The organism is Streptomyces sp. NPDC059649 (assembly GCF_042734445.1).
Classification (GTDB): Bacteria; Actinomycetota; Actinomycetes; order Streptomycetales; family Streptomycetaceae; genus Streptomyces.
On sequence record NZ_JBHWDV010000085.1, the window covers coordinates 1 to 20,960 of the forward strand.

Consider the following 20,960-nt stretch of genomic DNA (forward strand, 5'->3'; position numbering starts at 1 on the left):
GCTTCGCTTTACGTCCACACAACCGGCCCCTCCGGCCCGTCCCCTCCCGTTGGGGGGAAGTTGAGGCCGGTGGGGGCGGGCGTGGGGGTCCCTTAATGACGGTGTTTGACGGCGGACCCAGTCGTTCAGGCTTCCTTCTCAGTGAACCTGGTCGCTCTTCGGCCCGAGGCCTTTGATCCTGGTCGGAGTTCCGTCCGGGGCGAACGAGTGGTGGAAGGTGAAGGCGTGCGGCGAGGAGCCGTGGTCGTGGAGGTGTTCCAGCCTGGAGACCCCGTCCTGCCAGGTGGGTATCACGCCGTCGGAGACCCACCAGAAGACGTAATTCGGGTGTGCTGTCCTCTCGAACCAGTCGTAACGCCTGTTCAGCGCCTCGCGGTGCAGACCGGTGTAGATGGCGTCGAAAGCGGGGCGCAGGTCGGTCCAGAGTGAGAGGGTCGTGGCCAGGGCGGTGGTTTCCACCGTGCGGCCCTTGCCGTACCAGGTCGGTACGGCGAACTCTCCCCATGCACCCCAGTCCGCCTCGAAGAGCATGCCCGGGACATGCTCTGCCGCTTCAGCATGCGCGAGGTATCCGGGGTGCTGACTGATCTTCCGGTAGACGGCCTCACCAATGTCGTAGAACTCGCGCGTGAGAGGTGCGGGATCGGTGAGAGGTGTCTTCAGGGCGCCGAATGTGTACAGAGCAAGATGGGGCATGCGTCTCTCCCTGGTTGGGGTGCCTGGTGTGGACCCGATTCGGTGGCTTGGGCATGGGGCGAGGATTCGTGGGGCGTGACCAGCTCATCCCGCCGCGGGTGGCTCAGCCTGAAGGAACTCCTGTGCGACCGTGAGCGATCGCCGAAGACCAGGTGAAGGTAGCTGCCTCTGCGGGCGATGTCGAAGTTGCGTTTTCCCTGTCCAAGTGGCCTCTGGCACTCGGTCATTGGGGGCGCTGGGGCGGTGACGGGCGGGGCAGGCCGCGAGAGCACCGGCTGCGGATTTGCGGAGCCGACCACTAAGGGGGGCCGAACAGATCCCGTAAGGGATACGGGCGCCCCTTGCGGGCCTCAACTCGACGGGCCGGGACGGTATTCCCCACACCGCACGACACGAGACACCGCACGACACGAGACACCGCACGACACGAGACACCGCACGACGCGAGACACCGCACGACACGAGAGATCGCCGAACGACAATGCCCGCCCCCACTCACCTCGATCCCCCCACCACGGGAGGGGACAGACCGGAGGACGAAGTCTGTAGGGCTGTCACCGCACCCGAAACACCACGCCCGCCGCCAGGCGCAACGGCGAGACGTTCAACGGCGGGACGGCCAAGTACGTACGGGGCGACGCAAAGCGAAACGGCGAGCAACAACCGCGGTGGGAAAGCCAGGTACGTGCGGCGGCGCCGCAAAGCGGCAACGGCGAGCAAGCCCCGCGGCGGGACAGCCAGGTACGTACGCGGCGCCGCAAAGCGCAGCGGAACGGTGGGACGGCCAGGTACGTGGGAAGCTCCCTCTCAGCTGGGGTCCATCCGAATACAGGAGAGCGCACATGCGGACACCGATGACGATCGCGGACTTCCTCGACCGTGCCGAGCTGGGATTCCGGGACAGTCCCGGGGTGGTCGACGAGCCGCAGCAGCCCGCGCCGGCGGTGCCCGTGGCGAGTTACGGGCGGTTCGCCGAGCGGGTCCGTGCCTGGCAGGCGGGGCTGGACGCGCTCGGGGTCGGTGAAGGGGAACGGGTGGCCGTGGTGAGCCACAACTCCGCGCGCCTGCTGGAGTTGCTGTTCGCGGTGCCGATGAGCGGCCGTATCTGCGTACCGGTGAACTTCCGCCTCAAGCCGGAGGAGGTCGAGTACGTGGTGGCGCAGAGCGGGGCGTCGGTCCTGCTCGTCGACCCGGAACTGGACGCCGCGCTGGCCGAGGTGAAGGCGCCCCACCGCTTCGTGCTCGGCGAGCGGACCGAGAGCGAGCTGATGCGGTTCGGGGTCGAGCCGCGTCCGTGGTCGCGGCCGGACGAGGACGCCACCGCGACGATCAACTACACGTCGGGTACCACCGCCCGCCCCAAGGGCGTGCAGCTGACCCACCGCAACATCTGGGTGAACGGCATGACCTTCGGGCTGCACACCCGCGTGTGGGAGCGCGATGTGTACCTGCACACCCTGCCGATGTTCCACTGCAACGGCTGGGGCATGCCGTATGTGATGGCGGGCCTGGGCGTCAAGCAGGTGGTGCTGCGCAAGGTCGACGGCGCCGAGATCCTCCGGCGCGTCGACGAGCACGGGGTCACCCTCATGTGCGGCGCCCCGGCCGTCTGGAACATGGTGCTCGACGCGGCGGCGACCTGGGAGGGCGAGATCCCGGGCCGGGACCGCGTACGGATCGTCTGCGCGGGCGCCCCGCCGCCGACCCGGACGATCCAGCGCGTGGAGGAGGAACTGGGCTGGGAGTTCACCCAGCTCTACGGCCTGACCGAGACCTCGCCGATGCTCACCTTCAACCGCACCCGGCCGGCCGATGTCGCCCTTCCCGCCGAGGAGCGGGCGCGCAAGCTGTCCCGTGCGGGGCTGCCCGCGCTGGGGGTGAAGCTGAAGGTCAACGAGTCCGGTGAGGTCCTGGCCCGCTCGAACACGGTGCTCGACGGGTACTGGGACAAGCCCGAGGAGACCGCGGAGGCCCTGGAGGACGGCTGGTTCCACACCGGCGACGGCGGCACCCTCGACCCCGGCGACGGCCACCTCACCATCTCCGACCGGAAGAAGGACGTGATCATCACCGGCGGCGAGAACGTGTCGTCGATCGAGGTCGAGGACACCATCTTCAGCCACCCGGCGGTCGCCGAGGTCGCCGTCATCGGGGTGCCGCACGAGAAGTGGGGCGAGACGATCAAGGCCCTGGTGGTGCTCGCGGAGGGCGCGACGGCCGAGGAGTCCGACATCATCGCCCACTGCAAACAGCACCTGGCCGGCTACAAGGCCCCGACCTCCGTGGAGTTCCGCGCGTCCATTCCCCGTACGGCCACCGGCAAGATCCAGAAGTTCAAGCTCCGGCAGCCGTATTGGTCGGGGATCGAGCGAGGGGTGAACTGAATGAGCACACGGTGCTCCTCGCGTGACCGGGGGCGGCGGGTTTCGGCGCGGCGGGCGGGGTGCGGGCCGTACGACGGCACCGGCCCCGCCGCCGCGCCGGGCCGTCAGGTGGTGGCCGGCGGGGCCGGTCGTACGGCGATCGCGTCGACCTCGAACAGCATGCCGGGCAGCGCGAGCGCCGCGACCCCGCTCAGCGTCTGGGCCGGCAGCCGCTCCCCGAACCGCGCGTGCAGCGCCTTGCCGAGGACCTCCAGTTTGCCGGTGTCGTGGTCCACGACGTACGAGCCGAGCCGGACGACGTGGTCGAAGCCGAGCCCGACGCCTTCGAGCGCCAACCGCAGCCGGTCGAAGGCGAGTTCCACCTGGGAGGCGAAGTCACCGGGCACCGGCGAGCCGGTGGCGTCGGAGGCGTACTGGCCGGCGATGAAGACGACTTCGCCGGGCGCCGAGGCGGTGTGGCTGTAGCCGAACGGCGTCGGGTCGTGGAGAGTTGGCGGATTGGTGATCGTGCGCAGGTCGCGGGTCATGATCGGTGGAACGTTCCGTGTCACCCCACCCATTCCCCGTCACCCCACCCATTCCCCGGCCCGCGGGCCCGGGGACCCCTGGTGGCGCACGGTGACCACGATCTTGCCGATCTGGCTGTTGGACTCCAGATGGCGGTGGGCCTCGACGATCTCCTCGAAGTCGAAGATGCGGTCGATGACCGGGGCGAGGGTGCCCGCCCGGAGGCCCGCGTCCAGGAAGTGCCAGATCCGGCGCCGTACTTCCGGGTCGCCGGTGACCTGGAGGTTGCCGTAACCGAGGATGCGCAGGGTCCAGTTGAGCGGCAGGGGCGCCGGCCTGGGGTCGAGCCAGCCGTAGACGATCAGCAGCCCGCCCGGTGCGACCGCCCGCGCGACCTCCGCCAGCCCGGGGCCGGACACCGGGTCGAAGACGATCTCGGCCCCGCGCCCGCCGGTGATCTCGGCGACCTGGTCGAGCAGTTCGCCCTCGTCGAGGGCGATCACATGGGCCGCGCCGAGCTGCGCCAGACGCTCCCGCTTCGCCGCGCTGCGGGTGACGGCCACCGGGATCGCGCCCAGATGGCGGGCTATCTGGATCGCCGCCACGCCCACGCTGCTGGAGGCGGCGGTGATCAGCACGGTGTCGCCCGGCCGCAGCCCGCCCTTCTCCACCAGCGCGCCGTAGGCGGTGCTGTACGACAGCCACAGGGCGGCCCCGGTCGCCGCGTCCGTACCGCCGGGGCGACGGAGCAGGCTGTCGGCGGGCAGGCGCAGACGGTCGCCGTACACGCCGTCGGTGCTCATCCCACCCGTGCCCGCCGTCAGTACCGGGTCGCCCACCGAGAAGCCGGTCACGCCGTCCCCGACGGCCAGTACCTCACCGGCCGCCTCGTAGCCGATCCGGGACCCCGGCAGGGTGGGCCGGTAGTAGTAGCCGCCGGAGCGGAACAGCGCCTCCGCCCGGTTGAGGCCGAGTGCGTCCACGCGGAGCAGCACCTCGCCCGGACCGGGCGCCCCGAGTTCCACCTCCTCGATCCGCAGCACTTCCGGGCCGCCGAGCTCGTCGAACACCACCTGATGGGCCATCATCTTGTGAATTCCTTTTGTGTGGGGATCCGCGGAGTTGTGGATCCGTGGACGGGGGATGCATCGACGTGCCAGTGCATCGATGCACCGATGCACCGATGCACCGATTCATCGATGTGTGGATGTATCGATGTGTGAGTCGTTCGGTGTGGGGGGGTCGTGGGGGAGGCGCGACGTCGTGGATTCACCGTAGGGAGATCGCGCACGTCGGCCCATGCCACAACGTCTCGCGATCATGTGCGGACGTCTCCTCGGTACGCTCGCCGGCATGGACGTACTCAGCGACGCGATCACCGCCATGCGGACCGGGCGGCCGCACGCCTCCCGCAAGGAGCGGCACGGATCGTGGGGCGTGCGCTTCCCGGCCACGACCGGCGTAGGGTTCCACGCCGTGCTGGAGGGCTCCGGCTGGCTGTTGCCCGAGGACGGCAGCCCGCCCCTCCGGCTCACCGCCGGTGACCTCGTGTTCGTCCATGGCATCGCCCACGGTCTGGCCGACGACCCCGGGACCCCGCTGGTCGAGGTCCGCCAGAATCCGGACGGCTCGTGGCCGCCCGGCCCGGAGACGCCGGACGACGGGACGCCCCGGACGCTGACGCTCTGCGGTGCCTACCGCCTCAACCGGTCCCGTCCCCACCCGTTGCTGACCTGCCTGCCCGGCGTGTTCCGGCTGCCCACCCACGGCCGGCCGCTGGGCTCGCTGCTGGACCTGCTCCGTACCGAGACGGCACACCCCCGGCCCGGCGCGGAGGCCGCCGTCTGCGGACTCCTCGACACCGCCCTGCTGTACATCCTGCGGGCCTGGTACGAGGAACACGCCCAGGCCACGAACGGCTGGGCGGTGGCGCTGCGCGATCCGGCGGTCGGACGGGCGCTGAGCGCGATCCACCACGATCCCGCGCATGCGTGGACGGTGGAGGAACTGGGCGCGGTGGCGGGCCTGTCGCGGGCGGCCTTCGCGAAGCGGTTCACCGCCCTCGTTGGTGAACCGCCGCTCGGCTATCTGACGTGGTGGCGGCTGACCCTGGCCGGGCGGCTGCTGCGCGAGGGGGACCAGCCGCTCCGCGTCATAGCCCAACGGACCGGCTACGCCTCGGAGTTCGCGTTCGCCAAGGCCTTCAAGCGGGAGTACGGTACTGCCCCGGGCCGGTACCGGACGGAGCCGACGGCCCTCCTCGGCACCGCCGGCTGAACCCGCGCGGTACACCGGTGCCGGCGGGCCTGATGCCGTTCCGCGGCCCCCTACGCCTCAGGCGCCACGCGGCAGGGTCCCGTCCGGGGTAACTTGCCGAAAAGGGGCTTCGCCCGGCCCCGTCGTGCCGCCACGATGGCGCTCGTGAATGGTGATCGCCCTCGTGCCATGGACCGTCGCCGGGCTCTTCGGGCCGGTCTGGCCACCCTCAGCGTGCTGTCGCTCCTGTCCGCCCTACCCGCCGCCGCCCAGCCGACCGACTCCCGTAAGCAATCCGCGCCTTCCGTACGTCCGCGCACCGCGGCCGAAGCGCGTACCGGCGCCTACCTGGAGTCCATCCGCCAGGAGCCGGCCCGGCTCCGCGACTTCTTCCGGCGCCTGCCCAAGGGCGGTGATCTGCACCACCACCTGTCCGGCGCCGTCCCCACCGAGTACCTGATCGAACTCGCCGCCGAGGACGGACTGTGCATCGACGAGCAGACCATGACCGCGGTCGTGCCGCCGTGCGGTCCGGGAAAGCGGCCGGCCGCGGACGCCCGGACCGACCGGGCGTTCCATGACGCGCTGGTGCGCGCCTGGTCCATGCAGGACTTCCCGCCGGACCGGTCGGGCCACGACCACTTCTTCGACGCCTTCGGGAAATTCGGCGAGGTGACCTGGCGCCACCGCGGCAAACTGCTGTCCAGGGTCGCCGACGACATCGTCGCGCAGAACCAGTTCTACCTGGAGACGCTGGTCACGCCCGCCTCCGAGGAGGCCAAGCAGCTTGCCGACCAGGTCGGTTGGGACGACGACTTCGGCCGTATGCACCGGGCCCTGGTCGCCGACGGCAAGCTGGACCGTCTGGTGGCCACCGCCCGCCAGGAGGCCGACAACGCGGACGCCGAGTTCCGTACCGCCTCGCGCTGCGGCACCTCCCGGCCCGCGCCCGGCTGCCGTCTGACCGTGCGCTGGAACGCCCAGGTGTCCCGGGGCAGCAGCCCCGAGCGGGTCTTCACGCAGATGGCGCTCGGCATGCGCCTGGCCGAGCGGGACCCACGGTTCACCGCGGTCAACCTGGTGGCGCCGGAGGACTGGGACAGCTCGCTGCGCAACTACACCCTGCAGATGCGGATGCTCGACTTCCTGCACCGCAGGTATCCGCGCGCCCACCTCACCCTGCACGCCGGCGAGCTGTGGCCGGGCCTGGTCAAACCGGAAGACCTGCGGTTCCACATCCACCAGGCCGTCACCCTCGCCCACGCCGAACGCATCGGCCACGGCGTCGACCTCGTCCACGAGGACGACTGGCAGGAACTGGCGAGGACCATGGCCGCACGCCAGGTGGCCGTCGAGGTCCCCTTCACCAGCAACGCCCAGATCCTCGGGGTCAAGGGCGCCGCACACCCCTTCACGACCTACCGCGCCTACGGGGTGCCGATCGTCCTGGCCACCGACGACCCCGGCATCTCCCGGATCGACATCTCCCACGAGTACCGGTACGCCGCCACGACGTACCACCTCGGCTACGGCGATCTGAAGGACCTGGCCCGGGCCTCCCTGCAGTACGCCTTCCTCCCCGGCCGCAGCCTGTGGCGGGGCAACCCGACCCGGGACGGCTACCGCCCCGTCGACGCCTGCCGCGGCCGGCTCCCGGGATCCGGATCCCCCGGTACGGCCTGCCGGGCCCTGCTCGCGTCCAGCCCCAAGGCGGCCGTCCAGTGGCGGCAGGAAGCCGCCTTCGCCTCCTTCGAGCAGCGCTTCACCACCCACCGCTGACCGTCCGCTCTCCCGGCCTCGGCGCCCCCGCTCGCCGCGGGGCGCCGAGGCCGTCCGCTGTGCGAGCCCGGCCGTGCTCGAACTTTTCTTCGCGGAGCGAACGACCGGGTGGTTGCGCCCCCCTCGCGGCACGCCGGACGCCATCCTGTACTCGGCGCGCACCGGGTGTCCTTGGAGTGGCTCGTCCCTTCCGCCGGGCAACCTTGCGGGTGTATGCAGCGATGGCCGATGCCGGGCTTCTGGGAGCAGCCGATGAACGCAGTGGTGGAGGTGGCGCGGGAGGCGCCACCGGAGGACGGAGTGATGCGTCCGCCCCTTGCACCACGGGGGCGGCCGGATCCCCGGCCGAGATGCCCGCGGACCGCGACGACGATCTCCGGGCACTCCCGCGAAGTCCTGGCCCCCTGCAAGCACATCCGGCGTCCTGCGTTCGCCGACCTGCCGAAGACCGTCCCCGGCACGATCCGCCGCAGTGAACTGCCCGAGCGCACCGCGCCGGGCGACGGCAGTGCCGCGTACTGGGAGGAGACCCACCGATGAGCCCGTCGCACCAGGAGCTGTCGTACGCCAGCGGGGCCGCCGAGCGGCCGCTGCTCGGGCACACCATCGGCGCCGACCTGGCCCGCACCATCGCCCGGTGCGGTGACCGTGAGGCGCTGGTCGAGGTGGCCAGCGGCCGCCGCTGGACCTATACCGAACTCGGCCGGGCGGTCGACGAGGTGGCGCTCGGCCTGCTCGCCAAGGGGGTCGGCAAGGGCGACCGGGTCGGCATCTGGGCGCCCAACTGCGCCGAATGGGTGCTCGTCCAATACGCCACCGCCAAGATCGGCGCCATCCTCGTCAACGTCAACCCCGCCTACCGGGTGCACGAGTTGGCGTACGTCCTCCAGCAGGCCGGCATCACCGTGCTGGTCTCGGTGCCCCGGCACCGGACGAGCGACTACCGCCGGATGATCGAGCAGGTCCGCGCCGAGAGCCCGGCGCTGCGCGATGTGGTCTACATCGGCGACCCCACCTGGGGCGGTCTGCTGGCCGCCGGCGCCAGGGTCCCGCACACCCGGCTCGCCGCGTGCGAGAAGGCGCTGACCGCCGACGACCCGGTCAACATCCAGTACACCTCGGGCACCACCGGCTTCCCCAAGGGCGCCACCCTCTCGCACCACAACATCCTCAACAACGGCTACTGGGTGGCCGAGACGCTCGGCTACACCGAAGCGGACCGGGTCTGTCTGCCGGTGCCCTTCTACCACTGCTTCGGCATGGTCATGGGCAACCTCGGCATCACCTCGCACGGCGGCTGCATCGTCATCCCGGCCCCCGCCTTCGACCCCGCCACCACCCTGCAGGCCGTCCAGGACGAGCGCTGCACCTCGCTCTACGGCGTGCCCACCATGTTCATCGCCGAACTCAACCACCCGGACTTCGCCGGCTACGACCTTTCCTCCCTCCGCACCGGCATCATGGCGGGCTCGCCGTGCCCCGAGGAGGTCATGAAGCGGGTGGTCTCCGAGATGCACATGGCCGAGGTCTCCATCTGCTACGGCATGACCGAGACCTCCCCGGTCTCCACCCAGACCCGCCGCGACGACGACCTGGAGCACCGCACCGCGACGGTGGGACGGGTGCTGCCGCACATCGAGGTCAAGGTCGTCGACCCGGCGAGCGGGGTCACCGTCCCGCGCGGCACCCCGGGAGAGCTGTGCACCCGCGGCTACAGCGTGATGCTCGGCTACTGGGAGGACCCCGAGCGCACCGCCGAGGTCATCGACCCGGCCCGCTGGATGCACACCGGGGACCTCGCGGTGATGAACGACGACGGCTACGTCCGGATCGTCGGGCGGATCAAGGACATGATCATCAGGGGCGGTGAGAACGTCTACCCGCGGGAGATCGAGGAGTTCCTCTACACCCACCCGAAGATCGCCGACGTCCAGGTGGTCGGCGTCCCCGACGACAAGTACGGCGAGGAGATCGCCGCCTGCGTCATCCTCCGCGACCCCCAGGACCCGCTCACCCGCGACGAGTTGGCCCGCTACTGCCGCTCCCGCCTCGCCCACTACAAGGTGCCGCGCTACCTGGAGATCCTCGACGCCTTCCCGATGACCGTCAGCGGCAAGGTGCGCAAGGTCGAGCTGCGCGAACGGCTGGCGAAGGAAGTGGGATCGGTGGCTGGCTGACGCTACGTCAGCAGACTGCGGTGCTGCGTGGGGTGGGGCGTTCGGTGGTCCGTAATCCGCTGGACGACTCCACCCCTCCTTGTAAAGATATGCGGCATGACGCATATAGATGCACCGACTCCCGGGTCCGACGCCGGCTCCCTCTCCTGGCCGACCGGATTCCGCGCCTACACCGGCCACGGCGGGCTGCGCGACCAGGGCGATGACGTCTCGGTCGTGGTCACGGACCGCCCGGCGGTCAGCGCCGCCATGTTCACCCGCAGCCTCTTCGCCGGCCCCGCCGTGGTGCTCAGCCGCGCGCACGCCGCCGGGCGGGACCTGCGCGCCGTCACCACGCTGGCGCAGAACGCGAATGTCGCCACCGGCCGCCAGGGCGAGGCCAACGCCGCCGAAGTCGTCGGCCGGGTCGCCGCCCTTGTGGGCATCGAGGACCGCCAGGTGCTCCTGGGGTCCACCGGAGTCATCGGGCGCCCGCTGCCGATGGACGCCCTCCGCGCCCACTTCGACACCGCCGCCGGACTCGGCCCCGGGGCCTTCGGGGCCGGGCCGCTGGACGTGGCCCGCGCCATGATGACCACCGACACCCGCCCGAAGACCGCCGTCCGCACGGTCGGAGCCGCGCGGGTCGTCGGTGTCGCCAAGGGCGTCGGCATGCTGGAGCCGAACATGGCCACGATGCTGGCCTACCTCTTCACCGACGCCGAACTGCCGGCGGACGAGCTGGACACGGCGCTGCGCACCGCCGTCGACCGGACCTTCCACTGCCTGAGCGTCGACACGGACACCTCCACCTCCGACACCGTCGCGGTCCTCGCCAACGGCGCGGCCGGGCCGGTCGACACCGCGGAGTTCACCGCGGCGCTCACCGACCTGTGCCTGGACCTCACCCGTCAGCTCGCGAGCGACGGGGAGGGCGCGACCAAGCTGCTGCGCGTCACGGTCGGCCTCGCGCGGGACGACGCCCAGGCCCGGCGCATCGCCAAGAGCGTGGTGAACTCACCCCTGGTCAAGACCGCCGTACACGGTGCCGATCCGAACTGGGGCCGGGTGGTGATGGCCATCGGCAAGAACACCGAGGACCGCGACATCACCCCGGACCGCGTCACGGTCGCGTTCGGCGGCATCGAGGTGTATCCCGAGGAGCCCACCCCGGAGACCCTCGACGCGCTCACCGACGCCATGCGGCAGCCCGAGGTCTCGATCACCGTCACCCTCGGCCTCGGAACCGCCGAAGCGACCGTCTACGGCTGCGACCTGTCCGCCGGCTACGTCCGGGTCAACGCGGACTACACCACCTGACCGGGTGCGCGCCCGTGCCGACCGGGTCGGCGTCAGTCGTGGCGGCCGCGGCGGCGCCGGCCGGGCCGGAGCGGTCGGGGCCGGATTGTCAGTGGCCACCGCTACGTTGCCCCCATGACCGCATTCGTATTGGTGGCAGGGGCGTGGCTGGGATCGTGGGCGTGGGAGGAGGTGGCGGCGGAGCTGCGGGCGGCCGGCCACGACGTCCGTCCCGTGACGCTGTCCGGACTCGCCGAGAAGCAGGGTGCACCCGCCGGGCTGCAGACCCACGTCCAGGACGTCGTCGACGAGATCGAACGACGTGATCTGCGCGAGGTCGTCCTGGTGGGGCACAGCTATGCCGGCATACCGGTCGGCCAGGCCGCCGAGCGGATCGGTGACCGGCTGGCCCGCGTGGTGTTCGTCGACGCCAACGTCCCTGCCGACGGTGAGTCGTTCGTGTCCTCCTGGCCGAGCGGCCGGGCGATGGTGGAGGCGTCCATCGCCGAGAACGGAGGCTTCTGGGCGCCGCTGACCGCGGCGGACTGCGCGGGCCAGGGCCTCGACGACGCGCAGATCGCGCGGATCGTGGGCGGCTCGACCCCGCACCCGGGCGCCACGCTCACCGAGCCCGCCGTGCTGGCCCGTCCGCTCGGCGAACTGCCGGCGACCTACCTCAAGTGCCTGCTGGACGGCCCCGAGCCGAGCGACGAGGTGGCCGAGCTGCTGAAGAGCGAGCACTGGCGGCTGGCCGAGCTGGACACCGGCCACTGGCCCATGTTCTCCCGACCGCGGGAACTCGCCCGGATCCTCCTCGCCGAGTGCCGGTGAGTTGCGGCTAGGGGGCTGCCCCATCGGACAGTCCCTGATCCGCGACCCGGCACGCTCCATATCGGTAGTCCCGGGGCGGCATGCCGTAGACCGCGCGGAAGGCGCGGGTGAAGTCGTCGGCCCGGGCGAAGCCCCAGTGCATCGCGATGGCGTGGATCGGCGTGTGACGGAGCGCCGGGTCGGCGAGGTCCCGGCACGCGCGCTCCAGGCGCCGGCGCCGGATCCAGGCGGCGACGGTGATCTCTTCGTCCTCGAACAGGCGGTGCAGATAGCTGACGGAGATGTGGTGGGCGGCCGCGACGCTTCTGGGCGTCAATTCCGGGTCGAACAGCCGCTGTTGGATGAATTCCTGGATGCGCAGGACCAAGGAGCGCCGGCGCGTCTCCGGTGCGAGCGTGTTCTCGGCGTCCAGGGTGTGGGCGAGCAGCGCGGAGAGCAGGTCGATCGCGATGGTTCCCAGGCGGGGCCCGTCCGCGGGGCGGTAGGAGGCCCGGTCGGCCCACACCTGGGTGAGGAACCGGGCCAGCAGGGCCCCCGCGCCCTCCCGCGCCGACAGCCGGCGGTTGACCAGTGCGTCACCCCCCTTCGCCGCCAGCGGCAGCACGTTCCTGGGGAGGAGGATTCCGGTTCCCCGGACGGTGCGCTGACGTTCGCCGGTGGACGCCTCCATGAGATAGGGGCGCGAGGTGTCCAGAAGGGCCAGCTCGTGTGCCCCGTAGCCCGCCTCGCGGTCGGACTGGACCACCCTCTTCGTGCCGCGAAGGGGGAGCGAGAGATGGAGGAGCTCGGGATCGGAGCGCCGGATCAGCTGCGGGCTCCGCCGCATCCGCATCGGCGGGTGCTCGATCCGCCACAGCCGTACGGCACCGAGGTTCAGTACGAGGTGGGTGGCGCGGAAGTCGGCCATGTGGTCGTCGGGGAGGAGGTCCACGGGCACATAGCTTCCGTGGAGATGCTCGCGCCAGCTGTCGAACCGTCCCGTCGCCGGGGCGGCCTCCGCACTCCGGAACTCCGTTCCACTCAACACGCCCCGGCTCTCCCTTGCCCTTGAGACTCCCGAGCAGGCGCACACACAAGGCGTGGGCGCCTCTCGGAACACCATAATGGAGAGGCCCCTCTAATTGCGGTAGGTGTATATGCGCCATCCGGAGAGCCCGCCCCCCGGGCGTTCAGCGTCGCCGCGACTCTCCGGGCCAGTCGAGCAGCAGCCGCTGGGCCCGCGGCAGCGAGGCGACCACCAGGTCGTAGGAGTCCTCGATCATGTCGCGGACGAGCTGATCGGGCAGTGCCCCGGCCAGCGAAACGGTGTTCCAGTGCCGCTTGTTGAGGTGGTAGCCGGGCACCACCTCCGGGTGGGCCGCCCGCAGTCGTTCGGCCAGCTCCGGGTCGCACTTGAGGCTCACGGTGAGCGGCGTTTCGGTGAGCGTGCTGAGCGCGAAGATCTTGCCGCCGACCTTGAAGGTGCAGACGTCCGGGTGGCGCGGGAAGGGGAAGTCCTCGGTCGCGCCGTTGAAGGCCAGGCAGTGCTCCCGGAGCGCATTCGCGTCGATCATGCCCTCATTATGGGCGGGCCGGGTCATACGGTCCGGGCGCCTGACACCACGTCAGTTGCCGTACTCCGCCGCCCGCACACCCGGCTCCCGACGCATGCACACCCGCGGCCAGCGATCCAGGCCCAGCGCCGCCTCCTGCGCCCTCACCGCCCTGAGCCCGGGGGTCAGTTCGGCGTCGGTGAGCACCCGGAAACCGAGGCGCGCGTAGTACGGCGCGTTCCACGGCACCTCGGCGAAGGTGGTCAGGGTCAGCGGCACCGGACCACCGTCGCGCTCCGCCCGGTCGATGAGGGCCCGCCCGATGCCCCGGCGGGCGTGGTCCGGGTGCACCGACACCTGCTCGATGTGGGTGCACCCGTCGACCGCCTCCCAGAGGAGATAGCCGACCGGCCCGCCCCCGTCGGCCGGGGCGCCCGGACGGCGCACGTCGTACGCCGCCAGGGCCCGGCCCGCCCGCTGATACCTCGACAGGTCGTCCAGTGAGGGCGGTTCGTCGTCCGCCACCGGGGCCATGTCCAGGTGGCGGAAAGGTTCACCGGCGGCGCGTTCGAGGGCGCGCAGCAGGGGCAGCTCGGCGGGGGACGGGACGGCGATCATCCGGCCAGTGTCGTCGGTGCCGCCGCGCGGGGCGAACGGGTTTCCGCGGCCCGCGGGACGAGGGTGCCGAGGAGGCCGACGTACTCACGGGCCACCTCGTCCGCGGGCACGCCGTCGGCCGGGTCCAGGCCGAGGCCGACGAGGGTTTCGGCGATCCAGCCGGGGCTGACCACGTCGAGCCGCAGCCCGCGGGGGAGTTCGACGGCGGCGGCGCGTACGAAGGCGTCCAGACCGGCGTTGACCAGGGCACCGAACGCTCCACCCGGTGTCGGCTCGGCGAAGGTGCCGCTGGTCAGGATGACCGCACCGCCGTCCCGCAGATGGTGCAGCGCACGCCGGACGAGGTGGACCTGGCCGAGGAGCTTGCCTTCCAGACCCGTGGTGAACTCCTCGTCCGAGGGGGCGTCCAGCGGCGTCAGCCGGCCGCTCGCGGCACAGCAGATCACGGCGTCCACGTCCCGTACGGTGGCGAAGAGCGCGTCGAGGGAGGACGGATCGGCCAGGTCGACCGGGACCGGCCCGCGGCGCGCGGCCCGTACGACCTCATGGCCGTGGGCTTCCAGATGGCGGGCGACCGCACTGCCGAGCGTGCCGGTCGCGCCGATGACGATGATCTTCAGAGGCATGAGCACGATGCTGCCGTGCGGGGGCGCGGGGACCCAGCCCCCTGTGGAGGGCAGGAACGCCGTTCCTACCCCTGTCAGGTGCAGGCGGCGCCCGCCCCGGCAGACTGAACGGATGGATCACCGGCACACTGAACGCATGGGCCACCGGCCGGACTTGGGGGAGTTCCTGCGGAGCCGGCGGGCGCGGATCTCCCCGCAGGCCGTCGGGCTGCCGGACTACGGAGGCCGGCGGCGGGTCCCGGGGCTGCGCCGGGAGGAGCTGGCACGGCTCGCCGGGATCAGCCCGGGCTACTACACCCGGCTGGAGCAGGGCACCGGCGCCGCCGGCGCCTCGGACGCCGTCCTGGACGCGCTCGCCCGGGTACTGCGGCTGGACGGGACCGAACGGCGCCATCTGTACGGCCTGGCGCGCGGTGATGGCGGCGGAGCCGGCCCGGAAGCGGCCGCCGAGGAGCGACTGCGGCCGTCCGTACGGAACATGATCGCGTCGCTGGGGGACACCCCGGCGCTGGTGCTGGGCCGGTTCGTGGACGTGCTCGCCTGGAACCGTGCCGGACATGCGCTGCTGGCCGGCCACCTGCCGTTCGACGCCCCCGACGCCCCGGACACCCAGCAGACCCCGGACGCCCGGGAGACTTCGTACGCCCCCGCCGCCGCGCGGCCCAACGTCGCGCGGATGATGTTCCTCGACCCGCACACCCGGGCGCTGTACCCGGACCGGGCGGCCAAGTGCCGTGACACGGTCGGCGATCTGCGGCTGATCGCCGGGCGGTGGCCCGATGCGCCGCGGCTCACCGGGCTGCTCGCCGAACTGCGCCGGGAGAGCACGGAGTTCGAGGAGCTATGGGCGGCGCACCCGGTACGCACCTGCGCCACCCACACCCGGGACTACCGCCACCCGGTCGTCGGTCCGCTCACGCTCACCGACGAACTCCTGACGCTGCCGGACGACCCGGGGCAGCGGGTGGTGATCTACCACGCCGCGCCGGGATCGCCGTCCGCCGGCGCACTGCGGCGGCTCGCCGGCGGGGCCCCGGGCGGTGGGCTCACGGCCGTGCCGCGCCGTACCTGATCAGTTCGTCGGCCGGGTCGTTGACCGGCTGTGGGGTGCCCGTGAGGTCCATGACGAACAGCGGGATGTGCAGTTCGTCGGCGCGTGTCCGGGCGTCCCTGGCGTAGCCGGCGAGTGAGAAGAAGACCGCGACGGCCGAGTCGTTGAGGCCGTTGAGCCAGACGCATTCGATCTCGCGGAGCTGGGTGGCACGGGTGGTCGGGTCGACCTGGGCCACCACGCCGGTGCCCCGCAGGTCGATACCGGCGGCGGTGCGCTCCTGCGTCCGGGCGACATCGGCGTAGCCCAGCCACTTCAGATACTGCTGGGCCGCGGTGACGCAGTCGCGGGCGGTGCGGATCGTCACCGGACGGAACGCGGGCCGCAGGACGGCCCGCCGGGGCTGGGCGGCGGGTGGCGCCTCGGCGGCCGGCCGACCGGGCGAGGGGAAGTTCGGTGGGGGAGGGGTGGGTGCCGGGACGACAGGGACCCGGACCACCGTGCCGCAGACACAGCCGGATTCCGGCGCCGGCCACTCGTCGTGCCGTCCGCACACCTCGCAGCGGACCTCCACCCAGGACGCCTGCCAGGTCCGGTGGAGTATCTCGACCGGCACTCCGCCGCGCAGCACGGGCATGGTCAGCGGGGCGCCGCAGGCGCACGGGAAGGTGGGCGGGGTGAAAGCGTTCTCGCGGCGGCACGTGGGGCACCGCACGGGCACGCTGTCGGCCATGGTCGGCTCCTGGCGGTAGGACGGCAGGCAGTGGGGTTCTGCTGCTGTCCCATAGTCTCCGGAAATAAGGGTGGCGTGGGGGGAATTACGGCGAGAGGGCGCGGAGCGGGGAGATTCCGCGAGGAAGACAACGGCGCACGCGGCGCACGCGGCGCGCGCGGTGCGCACGGTGGCGTATGGCGACGCACGGTGGTGTACGCGGACCGGGACGCAACGCCTGGGCATGACGCAGGGCCCCGGCATGACGCAGGGCCCCGGCATGACACGGAGCCCGGCGCGACACAGGGCCCGGCGTCCGTGACCGTACGGAGGCCGGGCCCTGTGGGGTGGTTTCCGTCCGACAGCGCGAGAGTTGGGCGCGACAGGACATCGCACCGCCGGACGGAGTCTGGGGGAGGGGCTGGGAAGGGGGAGCAGGCGGGCTCCGCGGTGCGGGGAGGTGGCTCGCCCTTTCCTGTCGGGCGAGCACTGCCACCGCACTGGACTCCCCGGTGACCGCGGAGCTCGCGCTACCTCTCCGTACCGGCCGACCACCCCTCAACGGGCCGGCCGGTACGGAGTGCGCAAGGGAGCTGACCTCCCGTCAGTCCTCGCGCAGCTCGCGGACCCTGGCCTCGACGCGCTTGCCGTAGTCCGGGTCGGCGGCGTGGAAGTGGGCGAGGTTCTTCTCGATCACGTCGTCGCGGCTGACCTGGGACAGACCGCCGGCGATGTTCTCCACCAGGCGCTTCTTCTCGTCCTCGGACATCAGGCGGTAGAGCTCACCGGCCTGGAAGAAGTCGTCGTCCTTGGTGTGCAGCGGCGCCTCGTGGGTGCCGGTGTGGCCGGAGACGGCGAGCGGGGCGGAGAGCGCCTCGTTCGTCTGGACCGGGCCGTCGTAGGAGTTCGGCTCGTAGTTCTTGGCGTGCCGGCCGTAGGCGTTGGTCGCCATGAAGCCGTCCCGGCCGTAGTTGTTGGCGGTGGTCGCCTTGGGGGCGTTCACCGGCAGCTGGGTGTGGTTGACGCCCAGGCGGTAGCGGTGCGCGTCGGCGTAGGCGAACAGCCGGCCCTGGAGCATCTTGTCCGGGGACGGGCCGATGCCGGGCACGAAGTTGTTCGGCGAGAACGCGGCCTGCTCGACCTCGGCGAAGACGTTGTCGGGGTTGCGGTCCAGGACCAGCCGGCCGACCCGCCGCAGCGGGTAGTCCGCGTGCGGCCACACCTTCGTCAGGTCGAACGGGTTGAAGCGGTAGTCGGCCGCCTCGGCCGCCGGCATGATCTGCACGTAGAGGGTCCAGGAGGGGTACACGCCCCGCTCGATGGACTGCAGCAGGTCGGTCTGGTGGCTGTTGGGGTCCTTGCCGGCCAGCTCGGCGCCCTGCTCGCTGCTCAGGCAGCGGATGCCCTGGTTGGTCTTGAAGTGGTACTTGACGAAGAAGGCCTCGCCCTCGGCGTTCGTCCACTGGTAGGTGTGCGAGCCGTAGCCGTTCATGTGGCGGTAGGAGGCCGGGATGCCGCGGTCGCCCATGAGCCAGGTGACCTGGTGGGTGGCCTCGGGGGCGTGCGCCCAGAAGTCCCAGACGTTGTCCGGCTCCTGCTTGCCCGTGAAGGGGTCGCGCTTCTGCGAGTGGATGAAGTCGGGGAACTTGATCGGGTCCTTGATGAAGAACACCGGGGTGTTGTTGCCGACGAGGTCGTAGTTACCCTCCTCGGTGTAGAACTTCAGGGCGAAGCCGCGCGGGTCGCGGGCCGCGTCCGGGCCACCGAGGCTGTCGGCCACGGTCGAGAAGCGGAGGAACGTCTCCGTCCGCTTGCCGACGGTGTTCAGGAAGTCGGCCCGGGTGTAGGCCGTGACGTCGTCGGTCACCTCGAAGTAGCCGTACGCGCCGGACCCGCGGGCATGCACGACGCGCTCCGGGATGCGCTCGCGGTTGAAGCGGGCGAGCTTCTCCAGCAGGTGCTGGTCCTGGAGGATGATCGGGCCGCCGACGCCGGCGGTTGCGGAGTTCTGATTGTCGGCGACCGGGGCGCCGGACTCGGTCGTCAGCGTGGGCTTCGACATGGTGACCTTCCGTACGAGAGCGCGGAAGTTGACTTCCGCATGTCGGAGCGTAAGAAGAGCTCCGACCAAACGTCAACAGTTTGTTGAAACAAACCTGGGTTGGGTATTCCGGGCGGCGGCCGCGCCTGGGCGCGACAGGACAGGTGTCGGCGCAGCCACCGCCCGGAAGCTCGGGGTGGGGCCCTCGGCGGTGCCTAGGGCCCGTAGGTGTACTCGTGCACGGGCTCGACGGCCGGGCCGCCGGGACGGCGTACCGGGGGACCGGTCCGGACCTCCACCAGCACCGGCCGCCGGGTGGAGACGGCCTCCTTGCGGGCCCACTCGACCGCCGTGCGCAGCTCCGCCGGATCGACGACGTCCCGGCCCGCGCAGCCGTACGCCCCGGCGAGTTTCACGGGATCCGCGAAGTCCTCGCCGGCCCGGTCCGCGGTGTGCAGGAGCAGCACCATCGGGGCGTCGTACCGTGCCGCGGCCGCCAACTCCCCGGACATGGACGGGAACCCGTCGCCGTCGAGGACCGCGACGACCTCGGCGTCCCGTTCGCCCCTGGCGTCCAGGGCCTTGCGGACCCCGATCGCGGCCGGGACCTCCCATCCGGGCGGACCGCTGCGGCCGTAGAGGTGGTGCAGCCGGTGGCCGGCCGGGCCGACCGCGGAGGGTGCCGCCGCGGCGCCGCTGACCAGGTACGTGTCCGACGCGGTGGCCGGGCCGTGTCCGGTCCCGAAGACCGCGGCGAGCTCCGACAGGAACCAGGGCGGCGTCCCGCGGACGGTACCGGGATCGGCATGCCCACCACGGTCCGCCGTCCGGCCCACGGGCGTCGCCGCCCTGGTCGGCGGGGCGGGCCACCGGCCGCCACCGGTGGCCCGCCCCGCGTCGGATGCGATCTCCGCCTCGGCCAGATCGGCCGGGACGTCGATCAGCACCGGGCCGGGACGGCCCTCCCGCGCGATCCGGAAGGCCTCACGGAAGGCCCCCGGGATGCGCGCGGGATCCTCGATCCGCTCGGCCCGCTTGGTGACCGGAGCGGCCAGCCGGACCAGGTCCGGCGGACGGTGGGCCGCCCGGCGCGGCGGCCCGGCGGCGGTCGGCCGGCCGGTGAGGCACACCAGCGGCACCGCGTCCTGCGCCGCCGCGTACAGACCGCTGACCAGCCGGCCCGCTCCCGGCCCGGCGGCCACCGCGACGACCCCGGCCCGTCCGCTCGTCCGGGCCCAGCCGTCGGCCATGTGCACGGCGGCCTCGGCATGCCGCACCGGCAGGTGGGCGATCCCGGCCTCCTCCATCGCCGCGTACAGCGGGAGCAGCGCGCCACCGGGGCAGCCGAAGACGAGGTCGATGCCCTCGTCCCGCAGGACCTGCACGGCCGCCCGTGCGGCGGGGATCCGCTGCGCCGCCATGGACGTCAGGCCTGGGTGGGGTGTCCGGAGAGGCGTTCGACGCCGCGGAGGAGGGCGGAGTGGTCCAGGCCGCCGTCGCCTTGGGCGCGCAGGGAGGCGACGAGTTGGGCGACGACGGAGCCGACGGGCAGGGCGGCGCCGACGGTGCGGGCGGCGTCGGTGACGATGCCCATGTCCTTGTGGTGCAGGTCGATGCGGAAGCCGGGGGCGAACGCGCGGTTTTTGAAGTTGTCCTTCTTGCGGGTCAGGACGGTGGAGCCGGCGAGTCCGCCGTTGAGGACGTCGAGGGCGGCGTTGAGGTCGACGCCGGACTTCTCCAGGAAGACCACGGCCTCGGCGCAGGCCTGGATGTTGATGGCGACGATGAGCTGGTTGGCGGCCTTGACGGTCTGGCCGGAGCCGTGCGGGCCGCACAGCACGATGGTCTTGCCGAGGGCTTCGAGGATCGGGCGGGCGGTGTCGAAGTCGGTCTGGTCGCCGCCGACCATGATCGACAGGACGGCTTCGATGGCGCCGGCCTCGCCGCCGGAGACGGGGGCGTCCAGGACCCGGATGCCCTTCTCGCCGGCGGCGCGGGCCAGGTCGATGGAGGTCTGGGGGGTGATCGAGGACATGTCGATCAGCAGCGCGCCGCGCTTGGCGTTTTGAAGAATGCCGTCGGGGCCGTAGGCGATGGCCTCGACCTGGGGGGAGGCCGGGACCATGGTGATGACCACGTCGGCGTCGCTGACGGCTTCGGCGATGGAGCCGGCGGCGGTGCCGCCGGCCTGGGCCAGCCGCTCCAGCTTGTCGGCCTCCAGGGTGAAGCCGGTGACGCAGTAGCCGGCCTTGATCAGGTTCTCGGCCATGGGCGAGCCCATGATGCCCAGACCGATCCATGCGATCTTGGGGAGGTTGCTCACAACGGTGCCTTTCACAAAAGCTGAAACGTCAGACAGAGGGCCGCGGGACAGGGCGGCGGCGCGCCAGGAGGGTGGTGGCGCGTCAGGCGGTGGCCGCGGGCGGGGTTATTTCGCGGGGCGCAGGGGTGCGGGGAGCCATTCGAAGGCGC

General features: G+C 71.7%; 19 protein-coding genes. 8 read left to right on the forward strand and 11 right to left on the reverse strand.

Going from position 1 to position 20,960, the window contains the following annotated elements:
* Positions 1–138: 138 nt before the first annotated feature.
* On the reverse strand, positions 139–696 hold the full coding sequence (locus tag ACFV1J_RS38445; protein WP_385866308.1) for a DUF3291 domain-containing protein: 558 nt from the start codon (positions 694–696) through the stop codon (positions 139–141).
* A gap of 842 nt (positions 697–1,538) precedes the next feature.
* Between ACFV1J_RS38445 and ACFV1J_RS38450 the strand changes: the two genes are divergently transcribed.
* Complete coding sequence (locus ACFV1J_RS38450) at positions 1,539–3,080, forward strand: AMP-binding protein (RefSeq protein ID WP_385866310.1); 1,542 nt, start codon at positions 1,539–1,541, stop codon at positions 3,078–3,080.
* A 104-nt stretch (positions 3,081–3,184) separates the two neighbouring features.
* On the opposite strand, the gene ACFV1J_RS38455 is transcribed toward ACFV1J_RS38450, so the two are convergent.
* Positions 3,185–3,607: a RidA family protein gene (locus ACFV1J_RS38455; protein WP_385866312.1), complete on the reverse strand. Its 423-nt coding sequence runs from the start codon at positions 3,605–3,607 to the stop codon at positions 3,185–3,187.
* 39 nt (positions 3,608–3,646) lie between these two features.
* On the reverse strand, positions 3,647–4,675 hold the full coding sequence (locus tag ACFV1J_RS38460) for a zinc-dependent alcohol dehydrogenase family protein (protein ID WP_385866314.1): 1,029 nt from the start codon (positions 4,673–4,675) through the stop codon (positions 3,647–3,649).
* A gap of 265 nt (positions 4,676–4,940) precedes the next feature.
* Between ACFV1J_RS38460 and ACFV1J_RS38465 the strand changes: the two genes are divergently transcribed.
* The 6 genes from ACFV1J_RS38465 to ACFV1J_RS38490 all read left to right on the forward strand — a co-directional run bounded on the left by ACFV1J_RS38465 (position 4,941) and on the right by ACFV1J_RS38490 (position 11,908).
* The gene (locus ACFV1J_RS38465; protein WP_385866316.1) at positions 4,941–5,864 is read left to right on the forward strand and encodes an AraC family transcriptional regulator; all 924 of its coding nucleotides are present in this window, start codon (positions 4,941–4,943) and stop codon (positions 5,862–5,864) included.
* Positions 5,865–6,032: 168 nt separating this feature from the next.
* Entirely contained in the window at positions 6,033–7,622 is a 1,590-nt protein-coding gene (locus tag ACFV1J_RS38470; RefSeq protein WP_385866318.1) for an adenosine deaminase, read from the forward strand.
* 252 nt (positions 7,623–7,874) lie between these two features.
* Entirely contained in the window at positions 7,875–8,162 is a 288-nt protein-coding gene (locus tag ACFV1J_RS38475; protein WP_385866320.1) for a hypothetical protein, read from the forward strand.
* Entirely contained in the window at positions 8,159–9,799 is a 1,641-nt protein-coding gene (locus ACFV1J_RS38480) for an AMP-binding protein (protein ID WP_385866322.1), read from the forward strand. The genes ACFV1J_RS38475 and ACFV1J_RS38480 overlap by 4 nt, the downstream gene beginning before the upstream one ends.
* Positions 9,800–9,895: 96 nt before the next feature.
* Positions 9,896–11,098 (forward strand): bifunctional glutamate N-acetyltransferase/amino-acid acetyltransferase ArgJ, encoded by a 1,203-nt coding sequence (argJ, locus tag ACFV1J_RS38485; protein ID WP_385866324.1) that lies wholly within the window; start codon positions 9,896–9,898, stop codon positions 11,096–11,098.
* 114 nt (positions 11,099–11,212) lie between these two features.
* Positions 11,213–11,908, forward strand: a complete 696-nt coding sequence (locus ACFV1J_RS38490; RefSeq protein ID WP_385866326.1) for an alpha/beta fold hydrolase — start codon at positions 11,213–11,215, stop codon at positions 11,906–11,908.
* 7 nt (positions 11,909–11,915) lie between these two features.
* Here ACFV1J_RS38490 and ACFV1J_RS38495 read toward each other — a convergent pair whose 3' ends face one another.
* The 4 genes from ACFV1J_RS38495 to ACFV1J_RS38510 form a co-directional block, all read right to left on the reverse strand.
* Positions 11,916–12,935 (reverse strand): helix-turn-helix domain-containing protein, encoded by a 1,020-nt coding sequence (locus ACFV1J_RS38495; protein ID WP_385866328.1) that lies wholly within the window; start codon positions 12,933–12,935, stop codon positions 11,916–11,918.
* A gap of 142 nt (positions 12,936–13,077) precedes the next feature.
* Positions 13,078–13,461 carry an MmcQ/YjbR family DNA-binding protein gene (locus tag ACFV1J_RS38500; protein ID WP_385866330.1) on the reverse strand — a complete coding sequence of 128 codons (384 nt, stop codon included), beginning with the start codon at positions 13,459–13,461 and terminating at the stop codon, positions 13,078–13,080.
* A 51-nt stretch (positions 13,462–13,512) separates the two neighbouring features.
* Positions 13,513–14,058, reverse strand: a complete 546-nt coding sequence (locus ACFV1J_RS38505; protein ID WP_385866332.1) for a GNAT family N-acetyltransferase — start codon at positions 14,056–14,058, stop codon at positions 13,513–13,515.
* Positions 14,055–14,678, reverse strand: coding sequence for a short chain dehydrogenase (locus tag ACFV1J_RS38510; protein ID WP_385866346.1), 624 nt, complete (start codon positions 14,676–14,678; stop codon positions 14,055–14,057). The genes ACFV1J_RS38505 and ACFV1J_RS38510 overlap by 4 nt, the downstream gene beginning before the upstream one ends.
* Before the next feature lie 142 nt (positions 14,679–14,820).
* Between ACFV1J_RS38510 and ACFV1J_RS38515 the strand changes: the two genes are divergently transcribed.
* Positions 14,821–15,756: a helix-turn-helix domain-containing protein gene (locus ACFV1J_RS38515; RefSeq protein ID WP_385866334.1), complete on the forward strand. Its 936-nt coding sequence runs from the start codon at positions 14,821–14,823 to the stop codon at positions 15,754–15,756.
* Here the strand turns inward: ACFV1J_RS38515 and ACFV1J_RS38520 are convergent.
* The 4 genes from ACFV1J_RS38520 to ACFV1J_RS38535 all read right to left on the reverse strand — a co-directional run bounded on the left by ACFV1J_RS38520 (position 15,731) and on the right by ACFV1J_RS38535 (position 20,811).
* A complete protein-coding gene (locus ACFV1J_RS38520) occupies positions 15,731–16,468 on the reverse strand; it encodes a hypothetical protein (RefSeq protein ID WP_385866337.1) in 738 nt (245 codons plus the stop codon). The two genes, ACFV1J_RS38515 and ACFV1J_RS38520, sit on opposite strands and share 26 nt — an antisense overlap.
* Before the next feature lie 583 nt (positions 16,469–17,051).
* The gene (locus ACFV1J_RS38525) at positions 17,052–18,509 is read right to left on the reverse strand and encodes a catalase (protein ID WP_385866339.1); all 1,458 of its coding nucleotides are present in this window, start codon (positions 18,507–18,509) and stop codon (positions 17,052–17,054) included.
* 194 nt (positions 18,510–18,703) lie between these two features.
* On the reverse strand, positions 18,704–19,909 hold the full coding sequence (locus tag ACFV1J_RS38530; RefSeq protein ID WP_385866341.1) for a thiamine pyrophosphate-binding protein: 1,206 nt from the start codon (positions 19,907–19,909) through the stop codon (positions 18,704–18,706).
* 5 nt (positions 19,910–19,914) lie between these two features.
* On the reverse strand, positions 19,915–20,811 hold the full coding sequence (locus tag ACFV1J_RS38535) for a 2-hydroxy-3-oxopropionate reductase (protein ID WP_385866343.1): 897 nt from the start codon (positions 20,809–20,811) through the stop codon (positions 19,915–19,917).
* Between the last annotated feature and the right edge of the window lie 149 nt (positions 20,812–20,960).